Origin of the sequence: Paraburkholderia sp. Ac-20336 (assembly GCF_017105025.1) — a bacterium.
Taxonomy (GTDB): Bacteria; Pseudomonadota; Gammaproteobacteria; order Burkholderiales; family Burkholderiaceae; genus Paraburkholderia.
In genome coordinates this window covers 1-11,515 of sequence record NZ_JAAGPS010000179.1, presented here as the reverse complement: position 1 = coordinate 11,515, position 11,515 = coordinate 1, and the positions used below count along the sequence as shown (strand labels likewise).

The 11,515-nt window shown below is 58.7% G+C and carries 8 protein-coding genes and 6 pseudogenes; 4 read left to right on the top strand and 10 right to left on the bottom strand.

Annotated elements, in window-relative coordinates; genetic code table 11:
* A pseudogene (locus GXB81_RS28820) lies at positions 1–899 on the top strand (chromosome partitioning protein ParB); the annotation flags it as partial.
* A 64-nt stretch (positions 900–963) separates the two neighbouring features.
* Here the strand turns inward: GXB81_RS28820 and GXB81_RS28815 are convergent.
* Positions 964–1,588: pseudogene (locus GXB81_RS28815) on the bottom strand (hypothetical protein).
* Positions 1,589–2,108: 520 nt separating this feature from the next.
* Between GXB81_RS28815 and GXB81_RS28810 the strand changes: the two are divergent.
* Positions 2,109–3,089, top strand: coding sequence for a helix-turn-helix domain-containing protein (locus GXB81_RS28810; protein WP_167039961.1), 981 nt, complete (start codon positions 2,109–2,111; stop codon positions 3,087–3,089).
* A gap of 188 nt (positions 3,090–3,277) precedes the next feature.
* Here the strand turns inward: GXB81_RS28810 and GXB81_RS28805 are convergent.
* The 9 genes and pseudogenes from GXB81_RS28805 to GXB81_RS28770 all read right to left on the bottom strand — a co-directional run.
* A pseudogene (locus GXB81_RS28805) lies at positions 3,278–3,394 on the bottom strand (lactoylglutathione lyase); the annotation flags it as partial.
* 90 nt (positions 3,395–3,484) lie between these two features.
* A complete protein-coding gene (locus GXB81_RS28800; protein ID WP_167284723.1) occupies positions 3,485–4,282 on the bottom strand; it encodes an SDR family oxidoreductase in 798 nt (265 codons plus the stop codon).
* Positions 4,283–4,329: 47 nt separating this feature from the next.
* On the bottom strand, positions 4,330–4,671 hold the full coding sequence (locus GXB81_RS31825; protein WP_346777825.1) for an SDR family oxidoreductase: 342 nt from the start codon (positions 4,669–4,671) through the stop codon (positions 4,330–4,332).
* Positions 4,668–5,144 (bottom strand): SDR family NAD(P)-dependent oxidoreductase, encoded by a 477-nt coding sequence (locus GXB81_RS31820; RefSeq protein ID WP_277396817.1) that lies wholly within the window; start codon positions 5,142–5,144, stop codon positions 4,668–4,670. Before GXB81_RS31820 ends, GXB81_RS31825 begins: the two co-directional genes overlap by 4 nt.
* Before the next feature lie 71 nt (positions 5,145–5,215).
* Entirely contained in the window at positions 5,216–5,572 is a 357-nt protein-coding gene (locus GXB81_RS28790) for a nuclear transport factor 2 family protein (RefSeq protein WP_167039967.1), read from the bottom strand.
* A gap of 28 nt (positions 5,573–5,600) precedes the next feature.
* Complete coding sequence (locus GXB81_RS28785) at positions 5,601–6,062, bottom strand: 2,4'-dihydroxyacetophenone dioxygenase family protein (protein ID WP_240162885.1); 462 nt, start codon at positions 6,060–6,062, stop codon at positions 5,601–5,603.
* A gap of 399 nt (positions 6,063–6,461) precedes the next feature.
* Positions 6,462–6,878 (bottom strand): L-alanine exporter AlaE, encoded by a 417-nt coding sequence (gene alaE / locus GXB81_RS28780; protein ID WP_167284720.1) that lies wholly within the window; start codon positions 6,876–6,878, stop codon positions 6,462–6,464.
* Positions 6,878–7,172: pseudogene (locus GXB81_RS28775) on the bottom strand (transposase); the annotation flags it as partial. The gene alaE and the pseudogene GXB81_RS28775, both read right to left, overlap by 1 nt.
* Before the next feature lie 403 nt (positions 7,173–7,575).
* A pseudogene (locus GXB81_RS28770) lies at positions 7,576–8,655 on the bottom strand (IS3 family transposase); the annotation flags it as partial.
* Positions 8,656–8,659: 4 nt separating this feature from the next.
* On the opposite strand from GXB81_RS28770, the pseudogene GXB81_RS28765 reads away from it, so the two are divergent.
* Both GXB81_RS28765 and GXB81_RS28760 read left to right on the top strand, forming a co-directional pair.
* A pseudogene (locus GXB81_RS28765) lies at positions 8,660–9,200 on the top strand (transposase); the annotation flags it as partial.
* Positions 9,201–9,273: 73 nt separating this feature from the next.
* A partial coding sequence (locus GXB81_RS28760) for an ESPR-type extended signal peptide-containing protein (RefSeq protein ID WP_277396816.1) occupies positions 9,274–11,515 on the top strand: 2,242 nt, incomplete at its 3' end.

The following is an 11,515-nucleotide window of genomic DNA, read 5'->3' as shown; positions in this document are numbered from 1 at the left end:
GTAATGCAGATCGCGATAACGGCGATATCACGGTCGGACAGGCCGTTTCCACGCTCGCCGAGGCAAGCCGGAAGCCCAAACCGGTTCACAGCGCGAAGCTCTGCCAGCGCCTGAGCGCCCATCGCACTGCGGCCCTCCATGCGGAACTGATCGCACAGCCATCTCTTGCCCTCGCCGCACTGCTGTACCGGCTCGTGCCGGTGGCGTTCCCCGAGCGGTACGGGCACACCAGCCAGGACTACCTGGAACTCAACGCCGCCAGCAACCACGATGCACTGCTCAAGGCCGCTGACGACCTGTCCGCAAGCACGGCGTGGGACATCATCGGCGCACAGCGCCAGCAGTGGCTCGCGGCCCTGCCCGCGCGACTGGCCGACCTGCTGCCATGGCTGACCGACCAGGACCCCGGCACGACGCTGCTCGACCTGCTCGCCTTCTGCACCGGTACCCTGCTCGACGGTGTAACCGGCACGGAAGGCCCGCACGCCATCAATGCCCTGAGCAACGCGCTGCAACTCGACATGACGCACTACTGGACGCCGACACGCGCCTCGTATTTCGATCACGTCAGCAAGGCACGTATCGTGGAGATCGCCATGCAGGCCGTTTCCCCGAAGATTGCCCTTGATCTCAGCAGGATGAAAAAGGGCGATGCCGCCGCCTCGGCGGAACTGCGGCTCGCAAAATCAGCATGGCTCCCGGAAGTGCTCACCGATCGGGAAGTGCCGGTGATACGCGCCTACGGTGTCGTGAGCGGCCCGGACGACGAAGGCGAAGCGGAAAACCCGCAGGCAGCCAGCACAGATGAAAACAGCGCTCAGGAAACTGACCCTGCAACAGCGGACGGAAGCCGCCTGGCGTGGCCCTTCCCGACCGCCGCCAGCGTGAAGAATGCCTAAACCGTGCAGCACACGGCATAACGCCCCGCTCCCTGCCCGCGTTCGCGCGGGTAGGGAGTATCGTTCATCGGGCGTGTTCGGCCACCCAGAATGCAGCAGCAATCAGCATCACGCACAGGCTGACCGTAACGACCAGCAGGCGGACCAGCGTGCGAGCCAGGCGCCGTTCGGTCACTTCAAAGCCTGCCTGTGCCCGTTTCGCTGCTTCTGCTACCGCCTGTTCAAACAGGCCCACCGCGTCGTCCATCCGCTTGCGCTGTTCCCGCGCCGCCACCGCCGCCGCACCGACAAGCCGGTTCCCGGCAATTCCTGCGACCCGATGCGCCATCCGGTCCGCAAGCGCGACGAGCGACGCTTCGTTGAGTGTCGCCAGCGCGGCCTGATACCTCGCCTCGTGTTCCCGGATCATGTCCTCAGCAAGCTGGATCGTCGCCTTGCAGCGCGTCACGGTGCCGGTGCATCAGGGCATCGGTCTCCTCCCCGGCCTCCCGGCGTACGGCCCCGAAACTGTCGCCCCCGACTTTGCGGATGCAGTCCGGCATCGCTTCGTAAAGTCGTGTGTAGTATTCGAGTGCCGCGAGTACTGACCATAACGCATCGTTGTCCCGCAGCTTCAGCGCACCAGAAATCCGCCGCAGACGCAGGAGACTGGCGTCGTCAGGCAATTCACCCGTGACATCGAGAAACAGACGGGCGAGCGCATCCGGCGGCTCCGCCCACGCGAAACGAAGCGACGTGCCAGAAAGCCTATGACAGGACAACTTTCGACGACGATCGTCGCCGCGTGACGCAGGAGTGAGCGGACTATATCGATGGGCTATGCAGAACAACGCCTGCCGGTGGCGCAGTCGATTGAAACTGCTGTTCCGTCAGGAATGGGCCCTTCGCCTTCGTCGCGAAAAGATCACTTCCCCTCCCCCTTACCCATTCAACGAGTTTCGGCCTGGACCAGCCGTCGAGATCAGTCTTTCGAAGTGCCTGGCGGTTTCGACTACAGCGTCGAGCATGAGAGTCCTTAATAGCGGTACCGGCCGTCGTCTCGTCTCGCCTCGGACATTGCTCATGCGACCCTAAAGAATTGCATCGATGAAGATAGAATGTCTGATAAGGGTTGCCCCCGTGGAACGCGAGTATGTTGAGGAGTACGCTCAAAAGACGCGCAAGCGCCTCCAATAGAAGTGGCGCTGCAGCTAGAGACAGGAGACAAAATTGCCAAATGCTTCCAACGAGTGGTCAAGCGAGCTAGTTCCCATCAATGACCGCACGGACGCCTGGGAAGACGTCCTCAGCCAGAGCTATCGTGATTGGCAAGTGCCTCAACGGTTACCTGCAACGTTCTATGCCCACGTGAAGCATCATCACTTCGCCGGCGCGGGTATCGTCGAAACGATTTGCGACCCCTGTGTCGGTGAACGCACTCGCGGTCAAGTGCGACGAGACGACGAGCTCTATGTCGGTGTGCAGCTCACAACCGGAGGTCGGGAGCGGTTCAGGATTGGCGATTCCGGCGTCGAAGTGGCTTCAGGAGATCTGGTGGTATGGACGACGAACCAGGTCGTCAAGTTCGAAGTGCTGGAACGGCTGCACAAGGTAACGCTCATGATTCCGTGGTCACTCATGAGGGAGCGCTTACCCGAGCGTAAAACGCCACCATCGGGTGGCAAGATTGAAAGTCGCACTGGCGTTGGCTCACTGCTCGCCGTGCATCTGCTCGCACTATCGAATCAGATTGGCTCGCTTGACGAAACCGTTCAGGGCTCAGTGAGCCGCTCGACGCTGGAACTTCTTGGGATCGCGCTCTCCGGCCAGCAACCCGCAGCGACATTCGACGCGAGCGCGGCCACGCTCCGGCGCGTGCAGGATTTCATTCTGCGACACCTACACGAGGAAGACCTGAACCCGGCCCGCATCGCCGAAGCGAACAATATTTCGTTGCGGTATCTGCACATGTTGTTTCAGCGCAGCGATTTGACTGTATCCGGATATGTCCTCAACAGTCGACTGCACATGTGCAAACAGGCACTGACCGACCCCGCGTTCCACAGATTGCAGGTTTCCGAAATCGCGTTTAGATGGGGCTTCAATTCCGTTAGCCACTTTTGCCGGACATTCAAGGAGCGCTACGGATTGTCGCCGGGCGACATGCGCCGCTCGGCTTTGCGCACAAGCTTGAACGGAGTTTCGGAGTGATGCTTTGCGGCGGCTTCCGTCGAAGTCGCGGCCGCCTGCGGTGTCAGACCCGTACTCGCCTCGCTGGCTTCGCCATGTCGAGTCTCTCCGCGAAGATTATCAGCACATTCATGGCGAGATAGTCACGGCCGTCTTCGTGGCTTCTCTTCAGAACTTCACGCGTCGATTGAATACGGGCACCCACGCCGTTAGACGTAGTGGCCTGCTCGCTGGAGCACTTCGATTTTGTAGCCATTGGGGTCCTGGACGAAGAAAAAACGTGCAAGCATCTCGTCGCCGCGCTTGAACTCCTTCACCGGCATCGGGTTAATGTTGAGCCCCGACATGCGCGCATGCTCAGCTTCCAGAGATACGAATACCGACGCAGCCATGGCAACCGTATCGGTGGAAATAACCTAGACAGAGAAACGGCAGAGCGTTTCGCCACCGTCAATACGAACGAGGTCGCCGTGGATGTAGCTCGACTCGTCCGACGCAAGGAAGACTGCCAGGTTCGCGATGTCCTCGACTTCGCCCCAGCGCTTCAGCGGTATTGCATCGGTGAACACCTTGTCGAAGTCCTTGTCGTCGAATAGCGCACGCGTGAGTGACGTCTTCGCGTAAGTCGGGCAGATGCCGTTGACGCGAATCTTGTCGCGGCCGTATTCGATGGCCAGACAGCGCGTCAGATTCGCTGCCGCCCCCTTCGAGATGTTGTACACGGACTGATTAGGGTGACCTTGAAGGCCCGCAGTCGATACGATGTTGACGATATTGCCGCCGCGGCCCTGCCTCAGGAATACCTTGATAGCCTCCTGGCAGCCGAACCACGTACCTCGCACGTTCACGTCGAAGCATGCGTCGAGGTCTTCGACAGCGAACTCGTGTGCCAGCTTGCCTGCCCGATAGATGCCAGCGTTATTGACGATGACGTCGAGGCCTCCGTACACGCGCACCGCTTCCTGTACGAGATTCGCGACTTCGTTTTGCTTTGTCACGTTGCAAGATACATACGTAGCCTGGCCGCCGGCTTCCCTGATGGCACCAACGGTGGTGAATTGCGCGTTACCCTCGAATCCGCCCTTGTTCGGCTCCTCGTGGATGTCGCTCACTACGACTTTTGCGCCTTCTTCTGCAAACGCGAGTGCAATACCGCGGCCGAAACCCGAACTTGCGCCGGTGACGATAGCTACCTTGTCTTTCAACCTGCTCATGGTATTCCTCCTGTGAAATGGTCGATGTCTCCTTTTTTCAGAGAGCGCTATCGCGCCGTAAATGCACCATCTACGGTCAGCATCGAGCCGGTCATCCATTCGGCGTCGTCAGACGCGAGGAACACCGCCGCACGTGCCACGTCTTCGGCGGTTCCCACACGTGGCCACGGTGTGAGGTCATGGAGAAGCTTGTTGGTGTCTTCCTTCTCGAGGAAGGAACGAACCATCGCCGTTGCGAGGAAACCTGGGCAAATGGCATTGACGTTGATTCGCTCCGGCGCGAAATCGATTGCGAGCTCACGTGTCAGGTTGACCACCGCCCCCTTGGAGGCACAGTAAGCAGGCTCAAGTGCGAGTCCGACCAGACCGCCAATGGACGCGATGTTCACGATACGACCCCGCAGTTCGGCACCGGTCGAGCTTTTATCGGCTCCTGCTTCATGAACTGCGTGATGGCATATTTACACCCCAGCCACACACCCTTGGCGTTGACGTTCATCGTGAAGTCGTACTGCTCTTCGGTTTCGTCGATGATGTTGTGCAAACCGGTGAACACGCCCGCGTTGTTCACCATGATGTCGAGCCTGCCAAACTTTTCTACCGCATCAGCGACGACGTTCTGCACGTCTACGGCCTTACTCGCATCTGCCGCGATGAACGTCGCTTTCCCACCGTTCTGACTGATGAGCGCGTCGGTATCGACTTCGAGGTCTTTTTCGTAGCCACCCGGCAGCGCCTGTTTCTTCAGGTCGGAGCACACCACGTGAGCGCCCTCCCGCGCCAGGGCCATTGCAATCGCGCGACCGTTCCCGGAACTGGCGCCCGTAACGACCGCGGTGCGGCCTTCGAGTTTCCCTGCCATGCCTGTCTCCCAAGATGTTTTACCGGCATCGAACGCAGGCTTCGCGCTCGCCCATCGCAGCCTCTTTGCAGTCAGCCCGAAAATGCAGTAAACGTCTGGACCGCAATCTTCCCGTTCCTGACGTAAAGCGTGTCGGTCGCCAGTTCGATGAATGGCCGGGCTTCCCAGGCGAGGTAGGCGATTTCACCCTCCGTACTCTTGCTGGTGACCTTGAATGCGTCCCAGAATGCTGGCTGGGCATCATCGAGAAATGCCTTAAAGAAGCCGCGGATTTCCGTAGTGCCGCGATAGGTCTTCTCAGGCGTGACGATGACGGAACCGTCGTCGTAGTCCTTCAGGAGTTCGTCGAGACCCTGCGCGAATGCACCGAGATGGTGGTCGAAAATCTGGCTGGTTGCTGCGGCAGCCGGAACGGTGGTGACTGACATGTTGACCTCTGCGTTGAGTGCAAATTTTCTAGTCGATGTAGGCACGCTGGGCTTCGTCCCACGTCACAACGACGATGGGAGTCCCATCTTCCTTGATGAATTCGAGGGGCCCGAGGAACGTCATGTAGAACTCGGAATCGACAGGGAAATACGTCTTGTCGTGACGGGCGTTCGCCGATTCGTAGCCATACGCGGGTGCGACGACAGTGTCGCCACCCTGTTCGGCGCCACCGCGCACGTCCATCCGGCCCCTGGTAAGGAAGTATTCGCCCGGCCCGACGTGAAAGTGTGCGTTGAACGAAGAGCCTGCAGGACAATCGAAGATTGCCGTCCATCCACCCATTTCCGGCGATGCGTGCAAGAATTTCCAGCGGATGCCACCGACGGACAGTGCATCGGGAAACGGTCTCCAGGGAATATCGTCAAGTTGCACTGCTTCTTCGGGCACGTGTGGCTTGATTTTCAGTGCTGATTCAGTTGTCATTTGCATGACTGCCTCCTTAAGTCTGTTCGGGCCGATAGCCGGGGTGGGTTACGGTGTGACTCAAGAATATGTGGATGTTGCGTGGTGCAGTTGCACGGCAGCGCAAGACCCGTTGAACGGGAGTGCAGTCGAGCAACTCTGTGAGTTGCGAAAACCACCCAGGCATCGAAAGCGCCCGGTTCGCGTGGTGAAAGAAGCGCGGAGCTTCACGTTGTGCGCCGTATAACGACGCCGGGAGGCGTCAGAATTTCCGTGTCCAAGGCGAGGTTGAGATTCACACGGATGATCGAACAAATAAAAGTCCATTTGTGTTGCGACCTCGCAGAATCGGTTTCAGGCGCGGGCCTCGTAATTGAGGCAGCGCCGGAATGTACTGCGCTCAAGCAGAAGCTATTACTTGAGGTCTTAGAGCGTGTCAGGTACTTTAAACAACCGCCGACATCCTCTTAGGAAAATGCCGTAGGGGCGACCGGAAAGACCAACGATGACAAGAATTGAACTGACTGCCGTAAGAATCTGCAAAAACCTGGCGCCATTCAATGCCAATATCAGTGAATAAAGAGGAATCTGGAACGTCAAATTGATGAAGGTATCCAGCAGGATTTCTTGTAGCGGCGTCTTTTCTGCACTACCTAGTCGCCTGAACACCCAGTCCCTATAAATTCCGTATGGCCTTCCAACTAACAACGAGACTGGCATGGCAGCAGCACGTATTTTGATGGTTTGCTCTATCGTCAGCCCCGTGATGACAATCTCAACGAAAGCACCTATGGCAATCGAAAAAATCACCATTGCAAATGTGTCGGCAAGATAGCGTCTCATGCTCCCCCCAGGGCGGGTTGGGCACTTTGCATAATCGGTCCAGTATGAACGAGCATGGGCATGGCGAAGACGACAAAGTGCAAGCCTGTCCAGGTTTCGGGCAAGCGTTCGTAGTCGCGTGCAGCCGCCTGAAGCGGTTGAGCCAGCCGAAGCTGCGTTCGACCACCCAGCGATGGGGCAGCAGCACGAAGCCTTTCTTCGCCTCGGGAGCTTGATGACTTGCAACTCAATGCCTTCTTCACGTGCAGCCTGTGCAGCGGTGTTATCCGTATAACCCTGGTATTGTACGTATGCGTCATTTATGATAATACCAGGAAAGCAACGGCACCCTGTCAATCAATCATAAGATCTTCAGAATCACCGAATCTAACCGGGAATCTCAATAGCAAAGATCACCGTTAAGATGCTTCGGAGAGAACAAATTACCGTGTACGTACTTTTTTCCTCTTCCAGCCGGCCAATCCTATCTCCCGGATCGCAGAGACAACCAGGGCGTCGCCCCAAACCGTCATCAAGAGAAGAAGGCCGCCTGAAATTAAATTGTTGAGGTGACAACTAGCTTGAAAATTTCCGTAAGCCAGATTAGTCTGTATTAAATATTCCTAGAGCGTGTTAGGCGCTTTCAGCCAAACGTGGAAACTTGGCGGAATTGGACTTGACCCAGCAGGATCGGACACAGCATCACAGTAAGGATTACTGAATCCATCGAGCGCCGGAACTCACGAGGCGAGCGGTATTTCAGCGCGCTATGGGGATGCTTCTCGTTGTAATTCTCGACCGCGATGGTACAGATTGCGTGCCGCAGTCGCCGCGTCTGGCTTTCACATGAAGGCGACGTCATCGCGTTTCATGGCCTTCACGGAGCTCTCGGCCATCCCGTTACTTTGTGGGCTGCGCACCGGCGTGGTCAATGGCTTCAGGCCGATGACCACTGCGAACCGGCGCGTGTCGTCGGCCGTGTAGCCCGAACCATTGTCGGTCAGCCACTCGATTTCGGACGGTGTATGCAACGCATTGCCAAACCGATTTTCCACTGCAGCAAGCATCACGTCACATACGATGTCGCCGCTGCGGCCCGCCGTCGTGGCCGCCCAGTTCATTACTTTACGATCACAGCAGTGCAGCGCGAACGTCACGCGCAGCGGTTCGCCGTTATCGCAACGGAACTCGATGCCGTCCGAACAACGCTGGTTGCTGCGCGCCACGGCCACCTTGCCATCGTGCCGACGTTGCGACCGAGGCTGAGTCAGGCGGCGTTGCATCAGCAGACCATGCGCACGCATGACGCGATAGATGCGCTTCACATTGAGCGGTACCTGTCCGGCAGCAACGCGTTCATTGCGCAACGCTTCCCAGACGCGGCGATAGCCATAGCTGGGCAAATCACCAACAACCCGGCGGATTTCTTCGACCACCACCGCATCATCGGTCTGCCTGGATTACCGCCCATCGCGCCATGTGGCCGCGCGCCCCCGGCGTACCGATACGTTCGGGCGCGACACGCCGGAAACTTCACAAACCAGTTTCACCGCTCATCCTCCGGCAGCGACGGCGAGTACGCCATCCATTTTTTTGCAGGACCATACTCGACCGCTTCGCGGGGAATCTCGTCCTCCATCGTCTTTTTGCCAAGCATCCGCTGCAGCTCGCGAATCTGTTTGAATGCATCGGCCCGCTCCGATGCGGGAACCACTCCCTCGCAAACCTCGACCGCCAACAGGCTCCTGTCCTGGTACAGCGTGCGCCAGTGGAACAACTGGTTCGGGGTCACGCCGTGCTAGATGGTCAACGATTTGCGCTCGGTGCAGCGCGTGGCGCAGCAGGGTCATTCTCGATTGCCGCACGTTGCAGTCCACGCGCAAAAGCGGACCGTGCGCGGGCTATGGCTCTCACAAGCGCAGGCGGGGCAGCAAGGTTCATATGGCCGTCGACACGCTGGGCCTGCTGCTCGCTGTACACGTTACGCCCACCAACGAACAGGAGCGCGCACAGGTCGACGAGCTTGCCCGCCAGCTTGAGTACGTCACGGGGCAAACGGTAAAACACGCCTTTGCAGACCAAGGCTATATCGGCGACACAGTTGCGCAGGCCGCACACGCCGAAGGTATGGAGTTGCAGGTCATCAGATTGCCCGAGGCAAAGAAAGGCTTCGTGCTGCTGCCCCATCGCTGGGTGGTCGAGCCCAGCTTCGGATAGCTGAATCGCTTCAGGCGACTGGCACGCGATTGCGAGCGCCTGCCCGAGACCCTCGCAGGCAGGCGCTTCATCGTCTTCGCCATGCTCATGCCTGTCCACGCCGTGCCAGTACTTCAAGGTATTTAACACGCTCTAAAGTGGCTGGGACGAAAAACGAAAGTAGTAATTTTTACATATAAAATATCGGAGTGCTAATAATATGAACCGGATCTACCGCGTCATCTGGAATGACGCGCTTGGTACATGGGTTGCGACATCGGAAATCGATTCGGCGCGTGGCAAGCCGAACAAGTCTTCGGTTGTTGCCACTGTTATTACGGCATTGGTGATCGGGATACCTTCGCTTGCCAATGCAAATACTGTCAATACAGTGCAGTCGTGCAATACCGGAAGTTCGGGCGTAGTTGGTCGCGTCAATCCAGGACCAACGTCGAGTAATGCCGCGGATGGATCGGGTACCTATTCGATGGTGGTTGGTTGTAACTCAAGCGGCAACGGAAATTTGGGGGTAACGGTATCGGGTGCGTTTGCCAAGGCAACGGGTACCGGTGCGACAGTCTCTGGCCTGCTGTCGTCCGCGGGACTGTTCGGGACGGCGGCGGGTCTTGAATCGACCGCGAGCGGCACAGCGGCTACTGCGCTTGGCTTCGGTTCGACTGCCAATGCGTTGAATTCAGTTGCAATTGGTGGTGCGGGTGGTAACGGTACGACGCCGTTGTCGCAAGCTAATTCCGTCATCGCGTCAGGTTCTGGCGCGATCGCGATCGGTAGCAATGCGACGAAGGGGGCGCAGGCGGCCGCATCGGATTCGATCGCCCTCGGCGGCCAGTCGTCCGTTGCAGCTGCGGCGACTTCGGGCGTTGCAGTTGGCCGTGCGGCGGCGGTCACGGGAGCATACGGCATAGCACAGGGGGATGGGGCTACGGCGGGCGCGAACGGTACTGCAATCGGCAAGGGTGCGACGGCGGTAGCGAACTCGGGTGATGTCGCATTGGGTTCGGGATCGGTGACGGCGGGACCGAATGCGACTGCGACGGGCACGGTTGGGGACGTGACGTACAACTATGCGGGAGCCAATCCAACGAGCGTGGTAAGTGTCGGCGTATCGGGCGCGGAGCGTCAAATCACCAACGTCGCAGCCGGACGAGTCAGTGCTGCGAGCACGGACGCGATCAACGGATCGCAACTGTATGCGACTAATCAGGCTGTCGGCAGTTTGTCGACGTCGACGTCGACCGCGGTGAGTTCACTGTCGACAGGGTTGAGCACGACGAATGGCAATGTTGCCTCGCTGTCAACCTCGGCGTCGACGGTGGAAAGCTCGCTGTCGACGGGTTTGAGCACGACCAACAGCAACGTGTCGTCGCTGTCGACGTCTACCTCGACGACGGAGAGTTCGCTGTCCACTGGTGTAAGTTCGTTGTCGACGGGTCTGAGCACAACGAACAGCAATGTGTCATCGCTGTCGACGGTTGTATCGGCTACGCGCACGCATTATTACAGCGCCAACGACAACGGTGTTCAGGGCGGCAATTACAACAATGATGGTGCGACCGGCATCAATGCACTCTCTGCGGGTGTGGATGCCATCACCAGCGGTGCCGGTGCAACGGCTGTAGGCAATGCTGTCAATGCAGCCGGCGATCAGAGCGTGGCGATCGGTCATCAGTCTACTGCCGCAGCGGCTTCAACGGTCGCGATTGGGGACGGCAACACCGTAAGTACAACTGCCGGACCGGGATCGATTGCGGGTGGTCATAACTCGACCGTGGCGTCGGGATCTGGCGCGATTGCACTGGGGGAAGGTCAGACCGCTTCAGGTAGCGGGGCGATCGCGCTTGGTGATCCGAATACTGCAACCGGGACGGGCGCTGCAGCGCTGGGGGCTAACAACACGGCAAGCGGCGATGGCGCACTGGCGATTGGCAACACGAACACGGCACAAGGACCGGGTTCGGTTGCACTCGGTCAAAACACAATCGCTGGTACTTCGACGTCCACCACAGGAAGCGTCGCGATCGGCAATGGTGCGACGGCTACGGCGAGTTCGGGCGACGTGGCGCTCGGCTCGGGATCGATCACCGACGTACCTCATCCAACTTCCAGCGGGACGGTAGGTGGTACGACCTATGCCTATGCGGGTACTAATCCGACGAGTGTCGTGAGTGTCGGGACGCAGGACGCGGAGCGTCAGATTACAAATGTCGCAGCGGGACAGGTGACGGAAACGAGCACCGATGCGATCAACGGATCGCAACTGTATGCGACTAATCAGGCTGTCGGCAGTTTGTCGACGTCGACGTCGACCGCGGTGAGTTCGTTGTCGACTGGTCTGAGCACAACGAACAGCAATGTGGCCTCGCTGTCGACCTCGGCGTCGACGGTGGAAAGCTCGCTGTCGACGGGTTTGAGCACGACGAACAGCAACGTCGCCTCGCTGT

Excerpts from the sequence above, each read along its gene's own strand:
- alaE (WP_167284720.1), bottom strand. The coding sequence starts at position 6,878 with ATGAGACGCTATCTTGCCGACACATTTGCAATGGTGATTTTTTCGATT.
- GXB81_RS28800 (WP_167284723.1), bottom strand. The coding sequence starts at position 4,282 with ATGAGCAGGTTGAAAGACAAGGTAGCTATCGTCACCGGCGCAAGTTCG.
- GXB81_RS31820 (WP_277396817.1), bottom strand. The coding sequence starts at position 5,144 with ATGGCAGGGAAACTCGAAGGCCGCACCGCGGTCGTTACGGGCGCCAGT.
- GXB81_RS28790 (WP_167039967.1), bottom strand. The coding sequence starts at position 5,572 with ATGTCAGTCACCACCGTTCCGGCTGCCGCAGCAACCAGCCAGATTTTC.
- GXB81_RS28785 (WP_240162885.1), bottom strand. The coding sequence starts at position 6,062 with ATGCAAATGACAACTGAATCAGCACTGAAAATCAAGCCACACGTGCCC.